Annotated in this window: 20 protein-coding genes; 15 read left to right on the forward strand and 5 right to left on the reverse strand. The window is 70.0% G+C overall.

All coding sequences use genetic code 11. The features are described 5' to 3' along the window. Positions 1 to 39: 39 nt before the first annotated feature. Positions 40 to 975: a hypothetical protein gene (locus LR394_RS22955; protein WP_231445326.1), complete on the reverse strand. Its 936-nt coding sequence runs from the start codon at positions 973 to 975 to the stop codon at positions 40 to 42. A 151-nt stretch (positions 976 to 1,126) separates the two neighbouring features. On the opposite strand from LR394_RS22955, the gene smc reads away from it, so the two are divergent. The 3 genes from smc to ftsY all read left to right on the forward strand — a co-directional run bounded on the left by smc (position 1,127) and on the right by ftsY (position 10,169). Continuing rightward, positions 1,127 to 4,978 (forward strand): chromosome segregation protein SMC, encoded by a 3,852-nt coding sequence (smc, locus tag LR394_RS22960; RefSeq protein ID WP_231445336.1) that lies wholly within the window; start codon positions 1,127 to 1,129, stop codon positions 4,976 to 4,978. 403 nt (positions 4,979 to 5,381) lie between these two features. After that, positions 5,382 to 8,423: a hypothetical protein gene (locus LR394_RS22965; RefSeq protein WP_231445342.1), complete on the forward strand. Its 3,042-nt coding sequence runs from the start codon at positions 5,382 to 5,384 to the stop codon at positions 8,421 to 8,423. Positions 8,424 to 8,942: 519 nt separating this feature from the next. After that, positions 8,943 to 10,169 carry a signal recognition particle-docking protein FtsY gene (gene ftsY, locus LR394_RS22970; protein ID WP_231445344.1) on the forward strand — a complete coding sequence of 409 codons (1,227 nt, stop codon included), beginning with the start codon at positions 8,943 to 8,945 and terminating at the stop codon, positions 10,167 to 10,169. A 280-nt stretch (positions 10,170 to 10,449) separates the two neighbouring features. Here ftsY and LR394_RS22975 read toward each other — a convergent pair whose 3' ends face one another. Then, the gene (locus LR394_RS22975; RefSeq protein ID WP_231445346.1) at positions 10,450 to 11,559 is read right to left on the reverse strand and encodes a hypothetical protein; all 1,110 of its coding nucleotides are present in this window, start codon (positions 11,557 to 11,559) and stop codon (positions 10,450 to 10,452) included. A gap of 434 nt (positions 11,560 to 11,993) precedes the next feature. On the opposite strand from LR394_RS22975, the gene LR394_RS22980 reads away from it, so the two are divergent. The 3 genes from LR394_RS22980 (at position 11,994) to LR394_RS22990 (ending at position 16,254) form a co-directional block, all read left to right on the forward strand. Next, positions 11,994 to 13,322 carry an ammonium transporter gene (locus tag LR394_RS22980; RefSeq protein WP_231445348.1) on the forward strand — a complete coding sequence of 443 codons (1,329 nt, stop codon included), beginning with the start codon at positions 11,994 to 11,996 and terminating at the stop codon, positions 13,320 to 13,322. Beyond that, positions 13,319 to 13,657, forward strand: a complete 339-nt coding sequence (locus LR394_RS22985) for a P-II family nitrogen regulator (RefSeq protein ID WP_231445350.1) — start codon at positions 13,319 to 13,321, stop codon at positions 13,655 to 13,657. The genes LR394_RS22980 and LR394_RS22985 overlap by 4 nt, the downstream gene beginning before the upstream one ends. A gap of 122 nt (positions 13,658 to 13,779) precedes the next feature. After that, complete coding sequence (locus tag LR394_RS22990; RefSeq protein ID WP_231445353.1) at positions 13,780 to 16,254, forward strand: [protein-PII] uridylyltransferase; 2,475 nt, start codon at positions 13,780 to 13,782, stop codon at positions 16,252 to 16,254. Here the strand turns inward: LR394_RS22990 and LR394_RS22995 are convergent. The 3 genes from LR394_RS22995 to LR394_RS23005 form a co-directional block, all read right to left on the reverse strand. Then, positions 16,251 to 16,604: a hypothetical protein gene (locus LR394_RS22995; protein WP_231445355.1), complete on the reverse strand. Its 354-nt coding sequence runs from the start codon at positions 16,602 to 16,604 to the stop codon at positions 16,251 to 16,253. The genes LR394_RS22990 and LR394_RS22995 overlap by 4 nt on opposite strands. Then, on the reverse strand, positions 16,601 to 17,317 hold the full coding sequence (locus LR394_RS23000; protein WP_231445357.1) for a hypothetical protein: 717 nt from the start codon (positions 17,315 to 17,317) through the stop codon (positions 16,601 to 16,603). Before LR394_RS23000 ends, LR394_RS22995 begins: the two co-directional genes overlap by 4 nt. A 96-nt stretch (positions 17,318 to 17,413) precedes the next feature. Beyond that, positions 17,414 to 17,806, reverse strand: coding sequence for a hypothetical protein (locus LR394_RS23005; RefSeq protein WP_231445359.1), 393 nt, complete (start codon positions 17,804 to 17,806; stop codon positions 17,414 to 17,416). An 80-nt stretch (positions 17,807 to 17,886) separates the two neighbouring features. Here LR394_RS23005 and ffh point away from each other — a divergent pair, with 80 nt between their 5' ends. The 9 genes from ffh to lepB (LR394_RS23050) all read left to right on the forward strand — a co-directional run bounded on the left by ffh (position 17,887) and on the right by lepB (LR394_RS23050) (position 25,685). Continuing rightward, positions 17,887 to 19,491, forward strand: a complete 1,605-nt coding sequence (gene ffh / locus LR394_RS23010) for a signal recognition particle protein (protein ID WP_231445367.1) — start codon at positions 17,887 to 17,889, stop codon at positions 19,489 to 19,491. 383 nt (positions 19,492 to 19,874) lie between these two features. Beyond that, the gene (locus LR394_RS23015) at positions 19,875 to 20,957 is read left to right on the forward strand and encodes an amidohydrolase family protein (protein ID WP_231445850.1); all 1,083 of its coding nucleotides are present in this window, start codon (positions 19,875 to 19,877) and stop codon (positions 20,955 to 20,957) included. Between the two features lie 213 nt (positions 20,958 to 21,170). After that, complete coding sequence (gene rpsP / locus LR394_RS23020; protein WP_231445369.1) at positions 21,171 to 21,629, forward strand: 30S ribosomal protein S16; 459 nt, start codon at positions 21,171 to 21,173, stop codon at positions 21,627 to 21,629. A 1-nt stretch (position 21,630) separates the two neighbouring features. After that, positions 21,631 to 21,873, forward strand: coding sequence for an RNA-binding protein (locus LR394_RS23025; RefSeq protein ID WP_052533772.1), 243 nt, complete (start codon positions 21,631 to 21,633; stop codon positions 21,871 to 21,873). Positions 21,874 to 21,901: 28 nt separating this feature from the next. Continuing rightward, positions 21,902 to 22,444, forward strand: a complete 543-nt coding sequence (rimM, locus tag LR394_RS23030; RefSeq protein WP_231445371.1) for a ribosome maturation factor RimM — start codon at positions 21,902 to 21,904, stop codon at positions 22,442 to 22,444. Beyond that, positions 22,444 to 23,406, forward strand: coding sequence for a tRNA (guanosine(37)-N1)-methyltransferase TrmD (gene trmD, locus LR394_RS23035; protein WP_231445373.1), 963 nt, complete (start codon positions 22,444 to 22,446; stop codon positions 23,404 to 23,406). The genes rimM and trmD overlap by 1 nt, the downstream gene beginning before the upstream one ends. A 141-nt stretch (positions 23,407 to 23,547) precedes the next feature. After that, complete coding sequence (gene rplS / locus LR394_RS23040) at positions 23,548 to 23,907, forward strand: 50S ribosomal protein L19 (protein ID WP_231445375.1); 360 nt, start codon at positions 23,548 to 23,550, stop codon at positions 23,905 to 23,907. Positions 23,908 to 24,204: 297 nt separating this feature from the next. Next, the gene (gene lepB / locus LR394_RS23045; protein WP_231445377.1) at positions 24,205 to 24,876 is read left to right on the forward strand and encodes a signal peptidase I; all 672 of its coding nucleotides are present in this window, start codon (positions 24,205 to 24,207) and stop codon (positions 24,874 to 24,876) included. Further along, positions 24,873 to 25,685 (forward strand): signal peptidase I, encoded by an 813-nt coding sequence (lepB, locus tag LR394_RS23050; RefSeq protein WP_231445379.1) that lies wholly within the window; start codon positions 24,873 to 24,875, stop codon positions 25,683 to 25,685. Before lepB (LR394_RS23045) ends, lepB (LR394_RS23050) begins: the two co-directional genes overlap by 4 nt. Positions 25,686 to 25,693: the final 8 nt, after the last annotated feature.

A 25,693-nucleotide genomic window follows, 5' to 3' on the forward strand; every position in this document is an offset into this window, starting at 1 on the left:
CGTTACTGCACCTGATGCCACAACTCGCCGCAAACGTCCCTAAGCAGGCTCTACCAACTCGGTCCGCAGGTCGTGCGAGCCGTCCGGCAGGGCTGCCTCGTAGTACAGCCGCTGCCGCCCGTCGGGCAGCTTCACCACGTCGAGGTAACGCAGCGCGTGGTCACCGTGCGGGCTGCGGGCGATCGGCTGCTCCCCGATCGCGGTGAACGTGCCCGCCCCTTCACCCACGGCCGGCCCCTCGGCCACCCCGGTGCGCTCGAACCAGTTCTCCGCCGATGTGGCCCGGCCGTCGTAGTACGCGATCAGCCGTTCGCCCTGCTCCACCACCGCAGTGACCCGCGCGCCGCGAGCGTCCCAGCGCCCCACGCGTCCTTCGATCGCCACCGGCCCGAGTTCCCAGGCGAGCCCGTCCGCACTGGTGGCGAAGCGGGAGTTCATCCGGTCGGTGGCGTCCGGGTCGTCCAGGGGATGGCAGCACACCCACATCCGCCAGCCGTTCTCGTCGAGGTGCACCACCGGATCCTTCACCCCGGTCAGATCGTCGCCCGGCAGCACCACCGTGCGCCTGCCCTCAGGCAGGTCCGCCACCTCGTCGGCGTCCAGGGCCTCGATCCACCAGTGCTTGGAGTTCGGCGTGGAACAGCTCAGGTACAGCCGCCAGCCGCCCTCGGCGGTCTTCAGCAGCGCCGGCCGCTCCAGCGAGGCGGCCCCGAAGATGTCCCGGCCGACCGAGGCCACCGTCTCGAAGTGCACCCCGTCCTCGCTGCGGGCGATCGTGACCGCAACCCCGCGACCCGCGTCCAGCGGCCGGCGCACCCGGTAGGCCAGCCAGAACACCCCGTCCTCGAAACAGACGCTGGGGGCTCCGGCCCAGTGACCCGGCCCGGCGCCGGGGGCGTCGATGCAGACCTGGGAGGCCTGGTGGTCGGGGACGGTGATACCGGAGAGGACCTTGGCCGAGGGAGCGATCGTCATGGTGGGGCTCTTCCTCCAAGCGGATTCGCCCGCGCGACGGGCAGCTCGAGTGATCGCTGGCCAGTGTGCCAGGACTTCAGCACTCGTCCGGTCCAGTTCACGGAGGCGGTTACCCTGGGGCCGTCCGCATCTGCCGAGGAGTCAGCCGCCCGTGCACCTGAAGACCCTGACCCTGCGCGGGTTCAAGTCGTTCGCCTCCGCCACCACGCTGCGCCTGGAGCCGGGGATCACCTGTGTGGTCGGCCCCAACGGCTCGGGCAAGTCGAACGTGGTGGACGCGCTGAGCTGGGTGATGGGCGAGCAGGGGGCCAAGAGCCTGCGTGGCGGCAAGATGGAGGACGTCATCTTCGCCGGCACCTCCGGGCGGCCCCCGCTGGGCCGCGCCGAGGTCGCGCTGACCATCGACAACACCGACGGTGCGCTGCCGATCGACTACACCGAGGTGACGATCTCGCGGACGATGTTCCGCTCCGGCGGCAGCGAGTACGCGATCAACGGCTCCCCGTGCCGGCTGCTGGACATCCAGGAACTGCTCTCTGACTCCGGCATCGGCCGTGAGATGCACGTGATCGTCGGCCAGGGCCAGCTCGATGCGGTGCTCCAGGCCACCCCCGAGGAACGGCGCTCGTTCATCGAAGAGGCCGCGGGGGTGCTCAAGCACCGCAAGCGCAAAGAGAAGGCGATCCGCAAGCTCGACGCGATGCAGGGCAACCTGACCCGGCTGGCCGACCTGACCACCGAGATCCGGCGCCAGCTGAAACCGCTGGGCCGACAGGCCGAGGTGGCCCGCAAGGCCCAGGTGGTCCAGGCCGACCTGCGCGACTCCCGGGCCCGGCTGCTGGCCGACGACCTGGTCACGCTGACCGAGAAGATCGCCGAGGAACTGGCCGACGAGGCCGCGGTGCAGGAGCGCAAGGCCGCGGTGGAGACCGAGCTGGGCTCCACCCGGGCCCGGCTGTCGGCGCTCGAGCTGGCCACCAGCGCGGCCGCGCCCCAGCTGTCCAAGGCCCAGAACACCTGGTACCAGCTGTCCTCGCTGCGGGAACGCACCCGGGGTACCAACAGCCTGGCCGCCGACCGGTTGCGGTTGCTGTCCGAGGCCGAGCCCGACGCGCAGCAGACCGGGCGCGATCCGGAGGACCTCGAGGCCCAGGCCGAGCTGGTGCGTGAGCAGGAGGAACAGCTCCAGGCCGAGGTCGAGGGCGCGAACGAGCTGATGCTGATCGCCGAGGACCGGCGACGCGAGGCCGAGCAGGCGGCCCGGGCCGAGGACCAGCGCTTGGTCGAGCTCGCCCGGCGGGCCGCGGACCGGCGCGAACAGCTGGCCCGGCTGGCCGGCCGGGTGGCCGCGCAGCGCAGCACGGTGGACGCCTCGGTGGACGCGGTGGAACGGCTCTCCGGCACGATCGCGGACGCTCAGCAGCGCTCGGCCGAGGCTGCTCAAGCGCTGGATTCGGTGCCGGTTTCCGCCGAGGGTGACGCTTCGGAGGACGAGGTTGTCGCCGAGGCGCTGGCGGTCGAGGCCGAGCAGGTTTCCGCGCGGATCGCGGCGGACGAGAGCCGGCTGGAAGAGGCCCAGGCTTCGCTGACCGCGCTGAACCGCGAGCTGGAGGCGCTGCGGCACACCGAGCGCGAGGCGCATGGTGAACGTAAGGAGTGGGCGGCCCGGCGGGACACCCTGGCGCTGGGGCTACGGCGTAAGGACGGTGCCGGTGCAGTTCTCGCGGCCGGGGTGCCGGGTCTGATCGGCTCGCTTGCTGCGGTGCTGGCGGTAGAACCCGGATTTGAGACGTCCGTGGCCGCGGCCCTGGGGCCGGCGGCGGAAGCGGTTGCGGTCGGGGATCTGGGCGGCGCCCTGGCCGCGCTGCGACTTCTGGCGGCGGAGGACGGCGGGCAGGCAGTGCTGGTGCCCGCCTCCGGCGGGGCCGGGCTGGTGGACGCCGATCCTTCCGGTTGGCCGGTGCTGCCCGCCGGTGGACGCTGGGTGCGCTCGCTGGTGCGGGAGCCTTCTAGCCTGACCGCGGCGATCGACCGGCTGCTGTACAAGGTCGCGGTCGTGCCCGACCTCGACTCGGCGGCCGAGGTGGTGCGGTTGTGGCCGGACGTCACGGTGGTCACCACCTCCGGCGAGCTGGTCTCGGCGGCGCTGGTACGCGGCGGCTCGGCCTCTGCCCCCTCCCAGATCGAGACCCAGGCCGCCGTCGAGCAGGCCGAGGAGCACGTGGCCGCGGCGGCCGAGAAGGCGGAGACGGCCGGCGCCGCACTGGCCGAGGCCGGGGACCGGCAGACCTCGGTGCAGCAGCAGGTACGTGATCTGCAGAGCGCGGTGAAGCAGGCCCAGGGCGATCTGCGCCGGGTCGAGAGCCGGATCGGTGAGCTGGAGAACCGCCGGGCCAAGGCCGCGGCCAAGCTGGCCGCCGAGCGGGGCAGCCTGGCCGCTACCGCCCGGGCGGCCGAGGCCGAGGTCGAGCGGCTGATCGCGCAGCGTGAGCGCGCGGTGCAGGCGTCGGAGTCCGCCCGGGAGGCTCTGTTCGAGCTCGAGGCCCAGCTGGAGGCCGCTTCGGAGGCTTCCGAGGAGGCCGAGGAAGAGCCGGACACCTCCGAACGTGATCGGCTGAACGATGCCACGGCCCGCGCCCGGGGCGCCGAGACCGATGCCCGGCTGGCGCTGCGTACCGCGGAGGAACGCGCCCGGGCCGTGGCCGGCCGGGCTGACCAGCTGATTCGGCAGGCGGCCGAGGAGCGCGAGGCCCGGGCCCGGGCGGTGGCCCGGCAGGAGCGGCGCCGGCGGCAGATGCAGATCGCCCGGGCGGTGCTGGCCGGTGGTGAGTACATGCTCGTGCTGCTGGAGAAGTCGCTGGCCACCGCCGAGCAGGTGCGGCTGCAGCTGGAGGCCGAGCGGGACGCCCGTAACACCGAGTTGCAGGCGGTGCGTGAGGCCGAGCAGCGGCTGGCGGCGGAGCAGGCCCGGCTGATCGACTCGGCCCACCGCGACGAGGTGGTGCGGACCGAGCAGCGGCTGCGGATCGACGGCCTGCGCCAGCGCAGCGTGGACGAGCTGGGGATGGACCCGGACGTGCTGATCGACGAGTACGGCCCGCACCAGCTGGTGCCGCCCAGCCCGCCGGCCCCGGGCGATCCGGAGCCCGAGACCCCGCCCGAGCCCACCCCGTTCCACCGGGCCACCCAGGAGAAGCGGCTGCGCAAGGCCGAGCGGGCGCTGAACCTGCTGGGCACGGTCAACCCGCTGGCCCTGGAGGAGTTCGCGGCGCTGGAGGAACGGCACACCTTCCTGAACAAGCAGCTCGACGACCTCAAGGTCTCCCGTCGTGACCTGTTGCAGATCATCGAGGACGTGGACCGGCGGGTGGAGGAGGTCTTCACCGAGGCCTTCAACGACACCGCGCGCGAGTTCGTCGGGGTGTTCGGCCGGCTGTTCCCCGGGGGTGAGGGCAAGCTGATCCTCACCGACCCCTCGAACATGCTGACCACCGGCCTGGACGTGGAGGCCCGCCCGCCGGGCAAGAAGGTCAAGCGCCTGTCGCTGCTGTCCGGCGGTGAGCGCTCACTCACCGCGGTCGCCCTGCTGGTCTCGATCTTCAAGGCCCGGCCCAGCCCGTTCTACGTGATGGACGAGGTCGAGGCGGCGCTGGACGACACCAACCTGGGCCGGCTGATCGGGATCTTCGAGGAACTGCGGGAGTCGTCCCAGCTGATCGTGATCACGCACCAGAAGCGCACCATGGAGGTGGCGGATGCGCTGTACGGCGTGACGATGCGTGGTGACGGGGTGACCACGGTGATCAGTCAGCGGCTGGCCGACGAGGACTCCTCCGACGGGCGGGCGCGACGGGAGAAGCCGGCTGCTGCACCGGAGGCCGGCGGTGATGCTGTGCAGCCGGATGCTGACGCAGAGGTTGATGCTTCGGCGCATCGGGTGATCGATCTCGATGCGGCGGCCCGGAATTCGGCCGAAGACGCCGGGCCGGACCCGATCGGATAAAGCGTTCATGATGCGGGCCTGAGGTGCGCATGACATCGTAAGGGCCTTCGGGTGCATCCCGGGGGCCTTTTCGATTGCCCTGCCGATGGCCTGTTTTCGCTCCGGATGCCCAACGACTGGGCGCCGGTGGCAGTTCCCCTTGCGCGCTGGGACTTTTCCGGTAGTTACCGGTGTCGTTCCTGTGACTGCTCCACTCGGGGGAAGCATGATCGGTCTCACTTCGGGCATCACCGTGACCAGCGGGCCCTTGGGAAAGACGCTGCGCGGGAACAGGTTTTGATGCGCGTTGCGCGGCACGGATTCGGTCAGGTGTCCAGGCCTGGCGGGTCGAAGTGACGCGATCGCAACAATTGACAGGCCCGTTCCCATTGGGTCGAGGCGAAATACCTCGTAACGTAGACATGTGCTTGCCGCGATCGTGGGACTGTTGCTCATCCTGACCATTGCGATCGGATTTCTGTACCTGATCGCCGCGCCTCAATTACGCTCGGGCTCAAGGATTCTCACGCCCGAGGGAGAAAAGGCGGTGATGACGGCGGCGCACGCCCCGGCGGCCGCCGGGCGGGGCACGGTCCGCGGCGTCATCGCCTCGTGGCGCGCATCGATCGCCACGGCCCATTGGTTCCAGCGGATCTGGCACCCGGTGAGCGAGGCCATCCACGGTGCGCTCGACCGCCTGGAGGATCGCGAGGCCTCCGGTTCCCGGGCGCAGCAGCCGGGCCGTTCGGCCAACAGCGTCGGTGCGGCCGACCTCACCGCGCGCATGGGCCGCTCGCAGCCCCGCGGTCACACCCGCTCCGCTGCTGCCCCCGGTGGTCGTACGCATCCAGCTTCGGCGTGGCTGGGCAACACCGGCGAGATCCCGATGCGGGACATCGCGGTGCCGTCCGACCCGGAGATGGTTGACGATGGTGACCGCCCGCTGGCCGATGCCGAGATCACCCGCCCGATGGCCCCGGTTCCCGGTGCAGTACCGGCCTCCGCCGGTGCCCGCGCCAACACTCGTACGCCGCTCAGCAACGCCCACGGTGCCACCCCGGGCGTTGCCGCGGTGGCTGCCTCACCGACGAACGCTGCTCCTGCCGCCGCTGCCAAGCAGAGCGTGAGCCCGTCCGACGACACGATCGTGGCTCCGGCGGTGCGGGTCGGCCGTACCCCCGGCGCCCAGGCTCCCGCCGCCCGCGGCACCACCCCTGGTTCCGCGGCCGCCGCTGCCCCCGCCGCCGCCAAGGCTGCCACCCGTGGCGGCTCTGACTCGGATGCCGCCTCCGGCGCTGTTCAGAGCGGCGTGCGTCACGCCAGCACCCCTGCTCGCCCCACTTCCAAGCCCAAGGGCCCCCGGCGCGACAAGTTCGACGTCGCGGCCATCATCGGCAACCGCGGCCGGTCCAAGGACAACGCCGCCAAGGAAGCCGCCGCCAAGGAGGCTGCTGCCAAGGCCGACCAGCAGGCGGCGGCCGAAGCCAGCACCAAGCCCTCCCAGGCTCCGGTCGCTCCCGGCGACGAAACCGTGATCATGCCCCCGGTCCGCGCCGTCGACCCCGCCGACGAGACCGTCGTCATGCCCCCGGTCAAGGCCCCCGTCGCTGCCGCGGTCAGCACCTCGGCCGCCCCCCGGGTCTCCGCCTCGGTCAAGGAGCCCACCCCGGCCAAGGCCCCCAAGCCCCAGGCCTGGCCCTCCGCCCCCACGAACACCACCGCCAAGAGCAGCACCGCCAAGCCCCAGCCCAGCACATCCGACGACACCGTGGTCAGCACCCCCGTCCCGGCGCCCGTGTCTGCCGCCGACGAGACCGTGATGATCGCCCCCGTCAAGGAACCGGTAGCCCGCTCCACCCCCGAACCCGCCGCCGAGAAGGCCGCGGCGGAGAAGGCGGCTGCGGAGAAGAAGGCTGCCGAGGAGGCCGCGGCGGAGAAGGTGGCTGCGGAGAAGAAGGCTGCCGAGGAGGCCGCCGCCGAGAAGTCGGCGGCAGAGAAGGCGGCGGCAGAGAAGAAGGCTGCGGACAAGGCAGCGTCGGAGAAGACTGCGGAGCGGGCCACCGCCGAGAAGGTGGCCACGGAGAAGGCGGCCGCGGACAAGGTTGCGGCGGATCAGGCTGCTGCTGAGCAGGAGGCTGCTGAGCGAGCCGTAGCCGAGAGGGTAGCTGCGGAGAAGGCGGCTGCGGACAAGGTTGCGGCGGATCAGGCTGCTGCTGAGCAGGAGGCTGCTGAGCGAGCCGCAGCGGAGAAGGTGGCTGCGGATAAGGCGGCCGCTGACAAGAAGGCTGCCGAGCAGGCTGCGGCTGAGAGGGCCGCGGCGGACGCAGTTGCTGCTGAGGAGAAGGCTGCCGAGCGGGCTGCTGTCGAGAAGGCTGCTGCTCAGAAGCAGGCTGCGGTGGACGAGGCGGCCGCAGCGAAGGTGGTTGCTGACAAGGCTGCGGCGGAGAGAGCGGCTGCCGACAAGGTTGCCGCTGACCTGACTGGGGCGGAGAAGGAAGCCGCTGAGAAGGCTGCCGAGGAAAACGCCGCAGCTCGGGAAGCCGCCGCACCCAAGAAGGCAGACGAACAGAAGGCAGCAGCCGCACAGACTGCAGCGGCCACCGACCAGGCCACCGAGGGCGAGTCGGCGCAGAACGTGACGCTGTCCGACGAGACGGTGATGATCGCGCCGGTCGTCGCGGAGGCTGAGGCGCCGCAGCGGAACGCGGACGACGTCATGATCATGGCCGCCATCCGCGAGCCCATCGCACTCGCCGGGCAGGCATCGGGAGCAGACAAGAGTGCTTCCGCCGCCAAGAACAGCTCGGCCGGCGAAAGCACCGACCAGCGTGTCGCTGGAGCCGAGACTGAGGCGAAGACCGGGACTGAGACCAAGACGGCGCCTGCCGAAGCCAAACCGGTGCCGCAACCGGTCAACGCAGGCGAGACCGAGGTCGTGGCGCCGATGCGGAACTCTGCCGAAGCCGAAGCCGAAGCGAAGCCGCAGACGGAACGAGCCAACGCAGACGAGGACGCGGCGAAGCCGGTGCAGCAAGGGCTGGCCAACGCCGCCGAGACCGAAGTGATGGCGCCGGCGCGGGACTCCGCCGAAGCCCAGGCTGAAGCGAAGCCGCAGACGGATCGGACCGGCAAGGACGAACCCGCGGCGACAGGATCGGCGAGCACGGACGAGACGGTGGTGATGGCTCCGGTCTCTGAGCTGGCGAGCACGGACGAGACGGTCGTGATGGCTCCGGCCGCGGAGCCGGTGAGCACGGACGAGACGGTTGTGATGACGCCGGTGGCAGAAGCCGGTAGCACCGACGCGACGGCGCTGATGGATCCGGTTCAGGACCCGGACGAGACCGCGGTGATGGACCCCGTCGACGAGCAGGTGGACTCCGACGGGCGGCCGAACAAGTCGCACAACAAGAACCGGTCGCGGGGCAAGAAGGCTCGCGGTGGCCGGGTGCGGCACAGCCGCTAGCTACCCGCACCGCGGTCGGTAGCCGCGCGCGACGCGGTTGGAAGCACGGCGCCGGAGGATCCGGTCGGCGGTCCGAGGCGGCTACGAGCAGACGTAGGGCTCGGTTCTCTCCAGTAGGGGAGGCCGGGCCCGCGCTGTTTTCCCCACCCTGCTGTTGCCCGGCGAGATCACGACAACGCGTAAACAAAGTGTCTCTGGCGGCACTTTGTTTACGCACTCCCTTGAATCGCCCGTACCAGCGGGAGGGAAGCTGCCTGCAGATTTCGTGTACACATGGTCCCGGGCGTACTCGATGTACACGATCAGCAAACCTCTCGCCGGGCCGCCCGGCCGGTCAGCGCACCACCCGCAGGAGCAGCGGCCAGGTCTCGACTGGATGACGCGCCGCGCTGGAGAGACACCCGGCGCGGGCGTCCTGGCGGTGGGGCTGGCATGCTCAGGTACGCCGACACGTCATCTTTATCTTTCTTCGGCGTCGGGGGTCCGGCGCCGGCCTGTGCCTGAGGAGGCTCGCCCGGAGTGGACACCGTCCAGTGGATCATTCTCATCGCGATCGTCGCGCTGGCGGCGCTCGGCGGTACCGTCGGTCTGCTCGCGGGGCGCGGGCGTCGGCAGCCGCCGCTACCCCCGGAAAACACCGAAAGCGGCGGAAGCACCGCAACCCTTGAGCGGCGTCCCCCGAGCACTACCGAAGACGAGGTAGACCGCTCAGGCGGGGTAGACGTCCTCGAGCCGTCGGCGCCGACCGTCGAGCCGGAGGCCGAGGCCGAGCCTGAGGTCGCCGAACCGGTCATCGTCATTCCGGAGGTCGAGCGGCCAGAGGCGCCGCGCGGTCGTCTGGTCCGGCTGCGCGCCCGGCTGGCTCGCTCCAACGCGCTCGGCCGGGGACTGCTCGAGCTGCTCAGCCGGGACAAGCTCGACGCCGACACCTGGGACGAGATCGAGGAGACGCTGCTGCTGGCCGACCTCGGCGTCGATCCCACCACCGAGCTGATCGACCGGCTGCGCGAGCGCGTCTCGGTGCTCGGCGTGCGGGACACCGAGCAGGTGCGGGTGCTGCTGAAGGAAGAGCTCAAGGCGCTCGTCGACCCGGGGGAGGGGCTGGACCGCTCGCTCAACATCGAGAACGCGCCCGATCGTCCGTCGGTGGTCATGGTCGTCGGGGTGAACGGCACGGGCAAGACCACGACGGTGGGCAAACTGGCCCGGGTCCTGGTGGCCGAGGACAAGGACGTGGTGCTCGGCGCCGCCGACACCTTCCGGGCCGCCGCCGCCGATCAGCTGGCCACCTGGGGCGACAAGGTCGGCGTGCCGACCATCCGCAGCGATCGGGACGGGGCCGACCCGGCGTCGGTGGCGTTCGACGCGGTCAAGGCCGGCATCGAGACCGAGGCCGACGTGGTGCTGATCGACACCGCGGGCCGGCTGCAGAACAAGGTCGGCCTGATGGACGAGCTGGGCAAGGTCAAGCGGGTGGTGGAGAAGCACGGCCCGGTCGACGAGGTGCTGCTGGTCCTGGACGCCACCACCGGGCAGAACGGCATGCAGCAGGCCAAGGTGTTCAGCGAGGTGGTGGCGATCACCGGGATCGTGCTGACCAAGCTGGACGGCACGGCCAAGGGCGGCATCGTGGTCGCGGTGCAGCGCACGCTCGGGGTGCCGGTGAAGCTGATCGGCCTGGGCGAAGGCCCGGACGACCTGGCCCCGTTCGAGCCGGACGCCTTCGTGGAGGCCCTGCTCGCCTGAGGGCCCGAGAACCAGAAAGCCCACCAGAGGACGACTCAGCCGGCCCCCGTGACCGGCCGCCTCGTCTACTGGTGGGCTTTCTAGGTGCTTGAGGACGTCGGTGGGCCGCCTGATCGAGGCGCGCACCTACGTCCGTTGCTGGGTTTAGGGGCTTGAGGACGTCGGTGGGCCGCCTGATTGAGGCGCGCACCTACGTCCGTTGCTGGGTTTAGGTGCTTGAGGAGGTCGGTGAGCCGTCCGATCGAGTCGGCCACCTCGTCCGTTGCTGGGTTCTGAGTTCTTAGGCCGGAGCGTGACGCCAGCGGTGAGCGAGCGCGTGGAAGGCCCGCTTGGGCTCCCAGCGCCAGTTCTCGCCCTCCTGCTGCACCTTGACGATCGAGTAGCTCGCGGCGTCGTAGTCGTACCGGGGTTCGTCCGGGTTGTGTGGCGAGTCGGGGCTGACGAAGTCGTAGACCGTGGCCGCGTGGATGCCTGCTTCGGCGAAGATGTCGTACATCCGGGTGATGTGATCGGCCTGGACCTGCTCGCTGCGCACCACGTCGGCCCTCAGCCGCGGCGGGTCCTGCTCGTAGTCGACCGCGTACCAGGCCATTCCGCCTTCCTTGGGCGCCCCGACAAAGGTGCAGGACCCGTATTCCTGCACCACGACCGGCTTTCCGTGCTTCTGGTACGTCCGTAGATCGCGCAGGTAGTCACCGCGCCGGGCGTAATAGCTGTAGTAGTTGACGCTGACCAGGTCGAACAGCTTCCAGTCGACCTCGTCACCCTCGGCCGCGCCGTAGGTCAGCGGGCCCTTGAACACCCGGCGGGCGGTGCCGGCACTCTGGCCGATGAAGCGCTCCAGTTCGCGCTGCATGTGCACCGGATCGAAGTTGCCCTTGAGCAGATTCTGGACCCGCTCCAGGGCGTGCTCCCCGGGCACAATTCCGGGCACGAAGAGCCAGAACTCGCAGCCGACACTGAGGTGAACCCGTGCCCCGTCCTTACGCAACTGTTCCGCGACCCTGCCGGTTTCGGCCAGATGCTCCAGTATTTCGCCCTCCGGTACGTCGCCGAGTCGGGGCTGCAGAAAAACCGTGAGCCCCCGCTCGGCGGCTTCCGTGGCGGTGGCCGCCAGCCGTTCCACTCCGTCGCCGAGCACTGCAACCGTGTTGGCGTGCAGGCGTTCTTTGATTGCCTTCAGGTCCGCCCGCATGCGACGCGCCTGCCAGCCGGTCCCCGGGCTTTCGCCGTCGTTGACCCCGTAAGTAACCCCCCGGAACCGCACTTCCCGTCGCTTGGGTTGAGTAGTGACCGGATTCGGCTGAGCACTCGCGACGGTCGGGGTCGAGGCGACGGCCAGACCCGCCAACGCGGTACCCCTCAGCAGCTGACCACGTGTGATGTCCATGTCTGAAGTCTGCGAAGCCCGCCGGGTCGGCACCTCCGTCGCGGGGAGGGGATCGGGGCGCTGCGGGTAGGAGATTGAGCCGTCATGAAGGTGATCCCTGAGTGACCCGATCCTTGGCCGGGCAACGTTCTGGTCACTGTTCGGTCACACCTGGCGCAGAAGACCGGACCGGGTCTAGCGCATCACGCCCGAATGGCCTAACGCCCAGCACGAGTAACTGAGCGGAAACATCCCGGCGCCAAACGTTACGGCGGGGAAACCCCGCGGGTGTCGTCAGGAAACCGGAACACAGCAATTTCATCGGTGAGCGTTCGACTCCCTCGCGGGGTCGCTGCCCGCCGCGGTCACCCTGAGCTGCGGCGCCCTAGAACTCGATGGTCCCGAATACGACGGCCCCTTCACCGAGGGGCGGTTCTCTCCTTGAAGGGGTGCGGATGGATACCGGCGACACCGCTTGGGTGATGACGAGCGCGGCGCTCGTCCTGCTCATGACTCCAGGTCTGGCGTTCTTCTACGGCGGCATGGTCCGCACGAAGAGCGTTCTCAACATGATGATGATGAGCTTCAGCTCGCTGGCCATCGTCACCGTCCTGTGGGTCCTGTACGGCTACTCGTTCGCCTTCGGCGACGACATCGGCGGCGGCCTGCTCGGTAACCCGGGCGAGTTCCTTGGCCTCAAGGGCCTGATCTCCGACGTCGGCACGATCCCGACGCTGGCGTTCGTCGGTTTCCAGGCGGTCTTCGCGATCATCACCGTGGCCCTGATCTCCGGTGCGATCGCCGACCGGGCCAAGTTCGGCGCCTGGTGCCTGTTCACCGTGGTGTGGGCGACGATCGTCTACTTCCCGGTGGCGCACTGGGTCTTCGACTTCACCGTGACGGACGAGGCGACCGGCGCGGTCACCCACACCGGTGGCTGGATCGCGAACAACCTGGCGGCCCTCGACTTCGCCGGTGGTACTGCGGTTCACATCAACGCCGGTGCGGCGGGCCTGGCCCTGGCGCTGGTCCTGGGCAAGCGGGTGGGCTGGCCGAAGGAAGCCATGCGGCCGCACAACCTGCCGTTCGTGATGCTCGGCGCCGGTCTGCTGTGGTTCGGCTGGTTCGGTTTCAACGCCGGTTCCGCTCTCGGTGCGAACGAGCTCGCGGCCCTGGCCTGGGTCAACACCCTCGCCGCAACCGCTGCCGCGATCGTCGGCTGGATGATCACCGAGCGCATCCGTGACGGTCACGCCACCTCGCTGGGCGCTGCCTCCGGTGTGGTTGCCGGTCTGGTCGCCATCACCCCGGCGGCGGGCTCGGTCACCCCGATCGGTTCGCTCATCATCGGTGTCATCGCCGGTGTGCTGTGCGCCCTGGCGGTCGGCCTGAAGTACCGCTTCGGTTACGACGACTCGCTCGACGTGGTCGGCGTGCACCTGGTGGGTGGCCTCTGGGGCACCCTGGCCATCGGTCTGGTCGCCTCCTCCACCACCCCGGCCGGCATCGACGGCCTGTTCTTCGGCGGTGGCGTCGACCAGTTGTGGCGGCAGGCCGTGGGTGCGTTCGCGGTCCTCGCCTACTCGTTCATCCTGACCTACATCATCGGTCTGATCATCCAGAAGACCGTCGGCTTCCGGCTCGACGAGGAGTCCGAGGTCGAGGGCATCGACGGGCACGAGCACGCCGAGTCCGCGTACGACTCCTCCACCGGTGGCTCGGCCAAGCGCCCGGTAGCCTCGGCCACCGCCCAGAAGACTGCTGAGAGCGAGGTTCCGGCATGAAGCTGATCACGGCTGTGATCAAGCCGCACAAGCTCGACGAGGTGAAGGCCGCGCTGGAGACCTTCGGGGTCCAGGGCATGACCGTCAGTGAGGCCAGCGGCTACGGCCGGCAGAAGGGCCACACCGAGGTCTACCGCGGCGCCGAGTACACCGTCGACCTGGTCCCCAAGTCCCGGCTCGAGGTGCTGGTCGACGACACCGACGTGGTGGACGTGGCCGACGTGATCGTGAAGGCCGCCGCGACCGGCCGGATCGGTGACGGCAAGGTCTGGGTCACCCCGGTCGACGACGTGATCCGGGTCCGCACCGGCGAGCACGGCGCGGACGCCCTGTAAGGAACTCCAGAACACCGGTGACTCCCGGTACCCCCAGGGGTATTGGGAGTTTCCGGTGCTGGTGGCAAAACCCGACCGGTGAAAGCCCTGACCGATCCGGGAGCTGGGACGAAAGGTGAACGGTGACGGCTGGCCAGTTCGACGGCCTGGAGGAAGATCCCGCCCTCGAGGAGGGGGAGAACGCCGAGGATCTGGCTCAGGCAGCCCTGCACGCCGCGCGTGACCTTCGCAAAGACAGACTCGCGCTGGCGCTGCGCTCGGGAAGCCCGGGCGCCGAGCGCCGCCGCACCCTCACCGAGATGGTCGAGCGGGCCCTCCAGCTGGACTGGGCCGCGGCCGTCGCCCCCCTGAACGAACAGCCCAAGCGCCGACGGCAGAGCGGACTCGACGGCCTGGCCCTGGCCGCCGTCGGCAGCGTGGCCCGCGGCGATGCCGGCCCGGCCAGCGATCTGGACCTAGTACTGCTGCACGACGGCCGGAGGCTGCCTGCCGACGAGGTGGGCGAGATGGCCCAGCGCCTGTGGTACCCGTTGTGGGACGGGGGACTTCGCATCGACCACTCGGTGCGTACCCCCAACCAGTGCCGCGAGGTGGCCGCCGCCGACCTGTCCGCAGCGATCGGCATGCTCGACCTGCGGGTGATCGCGGGCGACGCGGCGCTGGTCGTGAAAACCCGCACCTCGCTGCTCAGTGACTGGCGGGGAGGGATCCGGCGCCGCCTGCCGCAGGTTCTCGACTCCCTGGCCGAACGCGCCGAGAGGTACGGCGAAGCGGCGCACCTCCTGGAACCCGACATCAAGGACGCTCGCGGCGGCCTGCGCGACGTGACGGTTCTCCGGGCGCTCGCGGCGAGTTGGGTTACGGACCGCCCTCACGGCTCGGTGGACGATGTGCACGCCAGCCTGCTGGACATCCGAGATGCCTTGCAGGCGGTCACCGGCAAGAGCAACGACCGTCTGCTGCTGGCCGAACAGGATGCCGTGGCGGTGCTCTGCGGGCTTACCGACGCCGACGAATTGCTTGCCCGCGTGGCTGACTGCACCCGATCCATCGCCTACGCCGTAGACGTCACCGCCCGTCGCGCCCGGCAATCTCTGCCCGCCCGCCGCCTCCGCCCCGGCCCCCGCCGTCCCCGTCTACGTCCGCTCGGCCATGGCCTGGTCGAGCACGACGGCGAGGTAGTGCTGGGCGTAGGGGTAGAAGCGGCACAGGACCCGGTACTGCCTCTGCGGGCCGCCGCTACTGCTGTGCGCGTGGGGCTTCCGCTCTCCCCGGTCACCGTCGAGCACCTGGCCCAGGACTGCCCCCCGCTGCCCGACCCCTGGCCGGTGGCCGCGCGCGAAGAATTCGTCGCCATGCTGGCCGGTGGGCCGCACCTGGCCCAGGTGTGGGAATCGCTCGACCGCGCCGGCGTGATCACGCAGTGGATCCCGGAATGGTCATCGGTCCGTAACCGCCCGCAGCGCAACGCCGTTCACCGCCATACCGTGGACCGGCACCTGATCGAGACGGTGATCCAGATCCAGGGTGCCCTACGCGAGACCTCACGCCCGGACCTGCTGGTCCTGGCCGCCCTGCTGCACGACATCGGCAAGATCTCCGGAGCGCAGGACCACTCGCTCACCGGTGCCCCGATCGCCGAGAAGATCGCCCGGCGGATCGGCCTCAGCGACGAGGACAGCGAGCTGATCGAGCGCCTGGTCCGCGAGCACCTCACCCTGATCGAGCTGGCCACCCGTCGCGACCCGGACGACCCGCGTACCGTCGAGGCTCTGGTCGGCGCGGTCGGCGAGCGCCAGGAAACCCTGCTTCTGCTGCGGGCTCTCACCGAGGCCGACGCGGCTGCGGTCGGCGCGGTGGCCTGGACGGCCTGGCGGGCCCGGCTGGTGGACGACCTGATGGCCCGGGCTGCGACCGCCCTGCGCGGAGAGGAACCGCCCGGTCCGGCGCCGATCGCCCAGGCCGAGGTGGAGCTGGTCCAGACCGTTCTCACCGACGGACGCCCGCGGGTGGCAGTCACGCCGATGGACGAGCTGCACGTGGTCACCGTGGTCGCCCCGGACCGCTCCGGCCTGCTCGCCGACATCGCCGGGGTGATGGCCAGCTTCCGGCTCACGGTGAAGTCCGCCCTGGTCCGCACCGTGCACCTGGGTTCGGAAGGCCCGTACATCGCGGTGGACACCTGGTGGGTGCAGACTCGCGGCGACATGCCCGCGCCGGAGTTGCTGGAGCAGCACCTGCGCCGGCTCAGCGAAGGTGACCAGACCGTCCTCGAGCCCCTGATCCGCCGTGACGCAGGCTTCCGCAGCCGCACCGGCGCCCCCGCCCGCCCCCGCGTAGTACTCCTGCCCGGAGCCTCCGAAGAAGCCACCGTGCTGGAGGTTCGCGCCGCTGACCGTCCCGGCCTGATGCACGCCATCGGTTCAGCCCTGGCCGGGGTAGGGGTAGACCTGCGCTCCGCCCACGTGGCTACCCACGCCGGGCAAGCAGTCGACGTGCTGTACGTCTGCGAACGCGGTGGGGGCCCGCTCTCGCCCCCGCGCGTGGCCGAAACCGTGTCGGTGCTGGTGGACGCGGGCTCGGTGCCTCAGCCCTAGGAAGCGTTCATGGCCGAGTCGAGCAGCGTCCACGGGATGAGCAGGCCCATCAGCGCGATCAGGTAGCCGACGCTGGTCAGCAGGCCTCGGTGGGTCCGGACCGCGAGGCTGATCCCGACAACGCCGGCGCCGACCACGCCGGAGAGCAGCGGGGTGAGCGCGAGAGCCGTGTTCAGGTCGGTGTTGCAGAACCAGCCGGGAATTGCCGATACAGGACCGCAGTCCACCGTGCTCATCAGGATGGCCATCAGTAGCACGAAGCCGAAAAACAGGTTCTGTACCAGGGTGAGGGCGAGGACCAGGGCGACCACCCATACCGGCAGCGGACGCTCGGTCGCCTGCTCGTTCATCGCAGCGCCCAGGCGTTGTTCTGGTCCAGGCAGATCTGGTCCGGCTCGGGCTGTGCGTAGGTGACGGTCGAGCCCTCGTCGAGGGCTACCTCGAGTTCGACGACCACGGCACCGTGCAGGCACAGCGCCGCTTCGTGGATCGGGCCGTCCCAGGCCAGGTCCTGGCCGTAACTGTGCTGCAGACCGGTGGTGGGCCCCGATCCTTCGGCCTCGTCCTCAGGCAGCGGGTCTTCGTGCAGCAGGCCGCCTTCGACGATCCGGTCGGCCGAGCAGTCCGGCGAGTCGCCGGAGGCCAGGCCCCAGATGCTGTCGGCCTCGACGAGCGGTTCGGCGCAGGTCTCACTCGCCCAGGAAGTACCGGCCCGGAGCGACTCGACCATCGTCCGGCGGCCCTGGTCACCGCACGCGTCCTTGATCTCGATCTCGGTCTTCACGTCGGACAACCGCGGTGAGCTCCAGCCCGGGCCCCGCAGGTTCCAGGCGGGCTCCGTCCAGGTAGCGCGCAGAGCACCCGCCGAAGTGGTGACGACGCAGCGTTCCACCTCTTCGATCCAGGTCTCGTCGGTGTACGCGAAGCGGCGCTCGTACCGGCCGGGTTCCAGCCCGCTGTCGGCGCTGATCGGCTGGACGTACCCGGCCAGGGCGATCACCGCGGCCAGGACGCCGACACCGGCCAGCGGCCAGACCGCTCGCCGGCGAAGGTTCGTGGACATGGGTCACCTCGGGTCGGAGAAGGACGACAGCGGATGGACGAGGTTCCCGGGCCGGCTGTTGCACCAGGTGAGAGGCTTTTCGCCGGCTTCGGTGGCTCAGGCGGGAAAACCGATGACGATCAGCGGGAGCAGCGATCCGGTGATGGCGATCAGGTAGGCCACGCCGAACAGCAGCCCGCGGCGGGACGGCAGGAGCGCGGCGATCACGCCGAGCCAGATCCCGAGCGCGCCGGCAGCCAATGGCATCAGGGTTAGCGGGATCACGCTGTCGTTGCCGCACAACCAGGCCCAGGGGGAGCCGCAGGGGTGCCATTCCACGGCGACGAACAAGAAGGCCATCGGAGCGCCGGGAACGGTGAGCACGATCAGGATGGCCAGGGCCCACAGCCGGGCCCCGAGGGATATCTGCGTGGTGGGCTGCGGCCGGGCCTGGTAGCTGCCGGGCTCGAGCGGGGCCGGCGGCTCTTTCGGCAGTGGCTCGTCGTTCATCAGGTGCCTTCTTCGTGACGGTCGGGAGCGGTACGGCCTCGACGAGGGAGCCGGATCCCCCGTTGCATTAAGCTGTTGGGGTGTTCGCCACCCTTTCCGATCGCCTGACCGCCACGTTCAAGTCGCTGCGCGGCAAGGGCCGGCTCTCCGAGGCCGACGTCGACGCGACGATCCGCGAGATCCGCCGCGCGCTGCTGGACGCCGACGTGGCGCTGCCCGTCGTCAAGCAGTTCACCGCGCGCATCCGTGAGCGCACCGTCGGTACCGAGGTCTCGCAGGCGCTGAACCCGGCGCAGCAGGTCGTCAAGATCGTCAACGAGGAGCTCATCGGCATCCTCGGCGGGGAGACCCGGCGGCTGCGGTTCGCCAAGAACCCGCCCACCGTGATCATGCTGGCCGGTCTGCAGGGTGCGGGTAAGACCACCCTGGCCGGAAAGCTCGGCCGCTGGCTGCGCGAGCAGGGGCACACCCCGCTGCTGGTGGCCTCCGACCTGCAGCGCCCCAACGCGGTCACCCAGCTCGAGGTGGTCGGTGAGCGGGCCGGCGTGCCGGTGTTCGCTCCCGAGCGCGGTGTCTCCGAGGGCCAGGGCGTCTCCGGCACCAGCCAGGGCGACCCGGTCCAGGTGGCGCGCGACGGTGTCGCCTTCGCCCGGGACAAGCACCACGACGTGGTCATCATCGACACCGCCGGCCGCCTCGGCGTCGACGGTGAGCTGATGCAGCAGGCCGCCGACATCAAGGCCGCCACCAGCCCCGACGAGGTCCTCTTCGTCGTCGACGCGATGATCGGCCAGGACGCGGTGACCACCGCGATGGCGTTCATGGAGGGCGTCGGCTTCACCGGTGTGGTGCTGTCCAAGCTGGACGGTGACGCCCGCGGTGGTGCGGCACTTTCGGTCGTCGGGGTCACCGGTCAGCCGGTGATGTTCGCCTCCACCGGCGAGAAGCTGGAGGAGTTCGAGCTCTTCCACCCCGACCGGATGGCCTCCCGCATCCTCGACATGGGTGACATCCTCACCCTGATCGAGCAGGCCGAGAAGGCGTTCGACGCCGAGCAGGCCGAGAAGATGGCCACCAAGTTCGCCGACGGGGACGACTTCACCCTCGAGGACTTCCTGGCCCAGATGGCCGCCCTGAAGAACATGGGCTCGCTGAAGAAGATGCTCGGGATGCTGCCGGGCATGGGCGAACTGCGCGAGCAGCTCGACAACTTCGACGAGCGCGAGATGGACCGGGTCGAGGCGATCATCAAGTCGATGACGCCGCTGGAGCGCCGCTCGCCGCGGGTGCTCAACGGCTCGCGCCGGCTGCGCATCGCCAAGGGCTCGGGCACCCAGGTCAGCGAGGTCAACACGCTGATCGAGCGGTTCGGCGAGGCGCAGAAGATGATGCGCGCGATGCGTAAGGGCGGCGGGATGCCGGGCATGCCTCCGGGCATGGGCGGGATGCCGGGGATGCCCGGGCTTCCGGGTGGCAAGAAGGGCAAGGGCAAGAACACCGCGCCGCGTAAGGGCAAGGCCAAGTCGGGCAACCCGGCCAAGCGGGCCCAGCAGCTGGCCGACGGTGGCAAGAAGAGCGCGGCGGCGCCCAGCGGTGGCGCGTTCGGGATGGGCAACCAGCCCTCGAACGTGGACCCGGCCAACTTCGACCTGCCGCCCGGTTTCGAGAAGTTCCTGGGCCGCTGATCCAGAACAATCAGCAGGGGACGTCGTGCTCGCCTTGGGTGGGCCGGCGTCCCTTGGCGTTCCGGGGCCAATGAGGGACGTGGGTGCTCGCCTCGGCGGGTCGGGCACCTGTCGATTCGGTCGGGTCGCTGCGGCCGGCCTCGCAGAGCCGGGCGCTTAGGGCCTGTCCTGTGGATCTTTGCCTACTGCAGGGCACCCGGGACGCCGTCTGACCGTGTCCGGCGTGGCCCCACGCAAAACCATTGCGAGGGGCCCCACCGGCCACGTCAGCCGACGTCCGGGCACCTCCTCGCTACGGCCATGATCCACAGAACAGGCCCTAGGCTGAACCCGGCGGTCGAAGACGAGCGCCGGCGGGCGGAGGAGGCGGTGTTCTCGTGCGGATGATCCGGCTGAACGGACCGGTGCTGACCGGGCCGGACGAGGTGCGTGACGGTGCCTGGGTCATCGGCGGTCGCATCACCTTCGAGCGACCCACCGGGCCGGGTCTGGACGAGAGCACACTCGAGGGCTGGGTGCTGCCCGGGCTGGTCGATGCGCACAGTCATGTCGGCCTCGACGGCCAAGGCGCGGTCGACGCCGAGACCAGCGAGAAGCAGGCGCTGGCCGACCGCGACGCCGGGGCTCTGCTGCTGCGCGATGCCGGGTCACCGGCCGACACCCGCTGGATCGACGAGCGCGAAGACCTGCCGGTGATCGTGCGGGCCGGCCGGCACATCGCTCGCACCCGCCGCTATCTGCGCAACTACGCGCACGAGATCGAGCCCGAACAGCTGCCCGCGATGATGGCCGCGCAGGCCCGCCTGGGCGACGGCTGGGTCAAGATCGTCGGTGACTGGATCGACCGCTCCACCGGCGACCTGGCGCCCTGCTGGCCGCTCGAGGCGCTCACCGCCGGGATGGCCGCGGCGCACGCCGAGGGCGCCCGGGTCACCGCGCACTGCTTCGGCGAGGACTGCCTGCCCGATCTGCTCACCGCCGGGATCGACTGCATCGAGCACGCCACCGGACTCGACCCCGGGACCAGGGCGCGGGCCGCTGCCCAAGGCGTGCCGATCGTCCCCACTTTGATCAACATCGCCACCTTCCCGCAGATCGCCGGGCAGGCCGAGAGCAAGTTCCCGGTCTACGCCGCGCACATGCGGGCGCTGCACCAGCGCCGGTTCGAGACGGTGAAGGCGGCGTACGACGAGGGGGTGCCGGTGTTCTGCGGGACCGACGCCGGGGGCAGCCTGCCGCACGGGCTGGTGGTTTCCGAGATCGCCGAGCTGCACGCGGCCGGGCTGCCGCGTACCGCTGCTCTGGACGCGGCCTGCTGGTCGGCCCGGGCCTGGCTGGGCAGGCCGGGGCTGGCCGAGGGGGCTTCGGCCGATCTGGTGGTCTACGACGCCGATCCGCGGGCCGACCTGAGGGTGCTCGCCGCGCCGCGAGCGGTGATCCTGCGAGGTGCCCGGACGTCCGGCTGAGAGGCTGGAACGGGAGTTGAACGAGGCCGGACGGGCGCCGGAACAGGTGCTGGCCACAATCGGCCGGGGCATCTGGCAGAATGGTCCGCTGAACCCGGCCGGTGCGGACCCTCTCACCGCAGGCGATGCCGAGTCCTAGGCCAATCCGTGCCACCGGAAACCCACCCGGTGAAGCAGTGCGGCCGCATCCATGCATATGAGGAGTCCACACCCGTGGCAGTCAAGATCCGTCTCAAGCGGATGGGCAAGATCCGCGCCCCGCACTACCGCATCGTCGTCGCCGACTCGCGCACCAAGCGTGACGGTCGCGCGATCGAGGAGATCGGCAAGTACCACCCGACCTACGACCCGTCGGTGATCGAGCTCGACAGCGAGCGCGCCCAGTACTGGCTGGGTGTCGGCGCGCAGCCGACCGAGCAGGTTCTGGCCATCCTCAAGGTCACCGGTGACTGGCAGAAGTTCAAGGGCCTGCCGGGCGCCGAGGGCACCCTGCGCGTCGCCGAGAAGAAGGTCGAGGACCGTTCGGCCTTCGCCGAGGCGAAGAGCCTGAACGAGAACGAGGCCAAGACCCTGCGCACCAAGCGCGAGGAAGAGAAGAAGGCCAAGGCCGAGGCGAAGACCGAGGCTGCGGCCGAGGAGAAGCCCGCCGAGGCCCCGGCCGAGCAGGCCTGACGTGCTGGTCGACGCGCTGGAGCACCTGGTGCGTGGCATCGTCGCCCATCCGGACGACGTGGTCGTGCGCAATCGCTCCCTCCGTCGGGGTTCCCTGCTCGAGGTCCGGGTGCACCCCGAAGACCTCGGCCGGGTGATCGGCCGGTCCGGTCGCACCGCCACCGCGCTGCGCACCGTGGTCAAGGCGATCAGCAACGGTGAGCCGGTCCGGGTCGACGTCGTCGACGTCGACCGCGGTCGCTGACCAACCCCAACTGGAGAACTGTTTCACCATGCGTCTCGTGGTAGCCCGGGTCGGTCGTGCCCATGGTCTGCGCGGCGAGGTGAGCATCGAGGTCCGGACGGATGCGCCGGACCAGCGGTTCGTCAAGGGAGCCGTCTTCCACGTGGAAGACGGCTCCCTCAGCCGTTCCCTGGTGGCCTCCGGGCACACCACGACGCTCACCCTGGCCCGCGTCCGTGACAACAACGGCACGTACCTGCTCACGTTCGAAGAGATCACCGACCGCAACGGCGCCGAGGATCTGCGCAACGCCGTGCTCGAGGTGGACCTGCCGGAGGCCTCCGACGAGGAGGACGCCTGGTACGACCACGAGCTGGTCGGCCTGGCCGCGACGAACCCGGCCGGGGAGAAGCTCGGCGAGGTCGTCTCCGTGCAGCATCCGGGGGCGCAGGACCTGCTGGTCATTCGCACCACCGGCGGTCAGGACCGGCTGGTGCCGTTCGTCAGCGCGATCGTGCCCGAGGTCGACATCGCCGGCGGCCGGATCGTCCTCGACCCACCCGCCGGGCTGCTGGAAGACCTCGACGACTAGTGCGTATCGACGTCGTCTCGATCTTTCCCGAGTACCTGACCCCGCTCGAGCTCTCGCTGATCGGCAAGGCCCGGCGCACCGGCCTGCTCGACCTCACCGTGCACGATCTGCGCGAGTTCACCCACGACCGGCATCGAACAGTGGACGATGCACCGGCCGGCGGGGGAGCGGGCATGGTGATGAAACCCGAGCCGTGGGCCGAAGCGCTTGACCACATCGTGGCCGAGGGCCGCCGGGCCGGTGCGCAAACTGGTGCCGGAGAGCTCGACTCGCCACAAACGTCTTCTGTTGCCCTGAACCAGACGCAACCCGCTGCCCCGGCCGCTGATGCGTTGCCCGGGGACCCAACCGAAACTCAGCCCCCTGCAGCCGTGACCGCTCCTGAGGGCGAGTCTCCCCACGCGTTTCCCCTTTTGCTCGTACCTAGCCCTTCTGGTCGCCCGTTCACCCAAGCGATGGCCCGGGAGCTGGCGGCCGAGCCGTGGCTGGCTTTTGCCTGCGGGCGCTACGAAGGCATCGACGAGCGGGTCTACGAACACGCCTCAAGCCAGATGCGGGTGCAGCCGGTCAGTCTGGGCGACTATGTGCTCAACGGTGGCGAAGTAGCAGTACTGGCGATCGTCGAAGCTGTGGCCCGCCTGATCCCGGGGGTAATCGGTAATGCCGAGAGCCTGGTCGAGGAGAGCCACGAGGACGGTCTGCTGGAGTACCCCGTGTACACCAAACCCGCCTCCTGGCAGGGCCGCGACGTACCCCCGGTGCTGATGTCGGGGCACCACGCGCAGATCGAGCGCTGGCGTAGGGACGAACGGCTGCGCCGCACCGCCCGGCGTCGTCCCGATCTGATCGGCCTGCTCGACCCGGCCGATCTGGACAAGAAGGACCGGGCCGTTCTGGCCGACGAGGGCTGGGCCCTGGCGGGTTCCCGATTTCAGCCCGTGACCGACTCTGTGGCAGACTGAATCCTCGTGCCGCCTGTCGGCTGCGCCCCTGCCACAGGGGGAGTGCGCGGAACCGACACGAGAGCCGGCCACGAACCGTAACCCGTAGAACCTTCTACCTGCGCGTGTGACCTGTGGCATCCGCGAGAGAGCGAATCCGCTATGCACGCACTCGACAACCTCGACGCCTCCTCCCTGAAGAGCGACGTTCCCGACTTCCGGGCCGGTGACACGGTCAAGGTCCACGTCCGCGTGGTCGAGGGCAACCGCTCCCGGGTGCAGCTCTTCCAGGGCGTCGTGATCCGCCGCTCGGGTGGTGGCATCCGCGAGACCTTCACCGTCCGCAAGGTCAGCTTCGGCGTCGGCGTCGAGCGCACCTTCCCGGTGCACACCCCGATCATCGAGAAGATCGAGGTGGCGACCCGCGGTGACGTGCGTCGCGCCAAGCTGTACTACCTGCGTTCGCTGCGCGGCAAGGCCGCCAAGATCAAGGAGAAGCGCGACGCCGTTCCGGCCCGCTGATCCAGCTGCTCCAGTGGTTGCGGCCCTGGCTTCCCGAGGGAAGCCGGGGCCGGTTCCGCTTTGGTACTCCTTGCCCGGTCCGGCTGCGGTCGGCACAGGTAGGGATGAGAAGCTGTGAGTTCGCCCGCGGGCGGTGCGGGCGCGTGGTTCGGCGGCGCGCCGGGCACACGCGTGCGAAGATCGGCGTGTTTTCTTGTGTGGTGCAGATCGGCCCGAATCCGGGTGGATCTTCTCGGCGTCGGGCCTCGGCCCGGCGGCTGGACGAAGGGGTAGCTTCGGGTGCGAGGTGGCCGTACCGTGCCGACGTCACCCCGTCCGGCGATGCCTGAGCGCACTTCGGCGAGCCCGCTGCGCCGGGCCGCCACCGGCCTGGTCGCGGTCGCGGTGACGATCGCGCTGATCCGGGCGCTGGTCCTGCAGTCGTTCGTGGTCCCGACCGGTTCGATGGAGCCGACCGTGCAGATCGGCGACCGGGTGCTGGTATCCCGCTTCTCCTATCTGACCTCGGACGTGCAGCGCGGCGACGTGATCGTGTTCAACGGCGCCGGGGTGTTCGACCCGCTGGACGACGGGCCGGACACGCTGCTGGCCGGTCTCGGCCGGGCGCTGGCGACGGTCTTCAGCATGCCGGTCGGATCGCGTGACTACGTCAAGCGAGTGATAGGTGTGTCTGGTGATCGTGTGGTGTGCTGCGACGCCGAGGGGCGTCTGACGGTCAACGGCACTCCGGTCGACGAGCCGTACCTGGCCGAGGGCAACGCACCGAGCGACGTGAAGTTCGACATCGAGGTGCCCGAGGGCCGCCTGTGGGTGATGGGTGACCATCGTTCCGAATCGGCCGATTCCCGCGCCTATCTGGGTGCTCCCGGCGGCGGTACGGTCCCGGTCGATCACGTGGTGGGCAAGGTCATGGGCATCTACTGGCCGATGTCGCGCGTGGGTGGTCTGGACAACGGAGGTGGCCGGTGAAGAGCTCGCGCGAAGGAGACGCCTGGGACGACCAGGTGACCCCGGCTGATCCGTGGAACCCGGACGCGGACCACGCCGCCACGGCGGAGGTGCCGACCCGTCCGGAGCCGGCTGCGGCGGCGACTGCCCCGGAAGCACCGCGTCCCTCCGCGATGTCGCAGTTCTTCAGCCTGGTCCGCGAACTGGTCATGGTGCTGGTGATCGCCCTCGGGCTGTCCCTGCTGATCAAGACCTTCCTGGTGCAGGCCTTCTTCATCCCCTCGCCGTCGATGGAGAACACCCTGCTGACCGGCGACCGGGTGCTGGTGAGCAAGCTGACGCCGGGCCCGTTCGACCTCAAGCGCGGCGACATCGTGGTGTTCAAGGACCCGGGCGGCTGGCTGGGCGACAGCACGGTGGCCGAGGCCGGGGCGGTGCACAAGGTGCTCAGCTTCGTCGGCCTGGTGCCCAGCAACTCCGACGACCACCTGATCAAGCGGGTCATCGGGATGCCCGGCGACGTCGTGGCCTGCTGCGACGAGCAGGGCCGGATCACCGTGAACGGGGTGGCGATCGACGAGCCGTACCTGTACCCGGGCGACTCGCCGAGCGACAAGACGTTCTCCGTCACGGTGGCGGCCGGGCACATCTGGGTCCTCGGTGATCACCGCTCGGTGTCGCAGGACTCCCGCTACCACCCCGACGTCAACAACGGGATGGTGCCCGAGGCCAACATCGTCGGGCGGGCCTTCGTGAACGTCTGGCCGCTGAGCCGGTTCGGTCTGCTCAGGAATCCGTCCTCGACGTTCGTCAACGTCCCGGCACCGTGACCTCGGGC

The organism is Kineosporia babensis (genome assembly GCF_021129305.1).
In the GTDB taxonomy this organism is placed as follows: domain Bacteria; phylum Actinomycetota; class Actinomycetes; order Actinomycetales; family Kineosporiaceae; genus Kineosporia; species Kineosporia babensis.

Coding starts and splice junctions, on each gene's coding strand:
- LR394_RS22955 (WP_231445326.1), bottom strand. CDS start 975: ATGACGATCGCTCCCTCGGCCAAGGTCCTCTCCGGTATCACCGTCCCC.
- LR394_RS22980 (WP_231445348.1), top strand. CDS start 11,994: ATGGATACCGGCGACACCGCTTGGGTGATGACGAGCGCGGCGCTCGTC.
- LR394_RS22985 (WP_231445350.1), top strand. CDS start 13,319: ATGAAGCTGATCACGGCTGTGATCAAGCCGCACAAGCTCGACGAGGTG.
- LR394_RS23000 (WP_231445357.1), bottom strand. CDS start 17,317: ATGTCCACGAACCTTCGCCGGCGAGCGGTCTGGCCGCTGGCCGGTGTC.
- rplS (WP_231445375.1), top strand. CDS start 23,548: ATGCACGCACTCGACAACCTCGACGCCTCCTCCCTGAAGAGCGACGTT.
- LR394_RS22975 (WP_231445346.1), bottom strand. CDS start 11,559: ATGGACATCACACGTGGTCAGCTGCTGAGGGGTACCGCGTTGGCGGGT.
- LR394_RS23005 (WP_231445359.1), bottom strand. CDS start 17,806: ATGAACGACGAGCCACTGCCGAAAGAGCCGCCGGCCCCGCTCGAGCCC.
- LR394_RS22995 (WP_231445355.1), bottom strand. CDS start 16,604: ATGAACGAGCAGGCGACCGAGCGTCCGCTGCCGGTATGGGTGGTCGCC.
- rimM (WP_231445371.1), top strand. CDS start 21,902: ATGCGTCTCGTGGTAGCCCGGGTCGGTCGTGCCCATGGTCTGCGCGGC.
- LR394_RS23015 (WP_231445850.1), top strand. CDS start 19,875: ATGATCCGGCTGAACGGACCGGTGCTGACCGGGCCGGACGAGGTGCGT.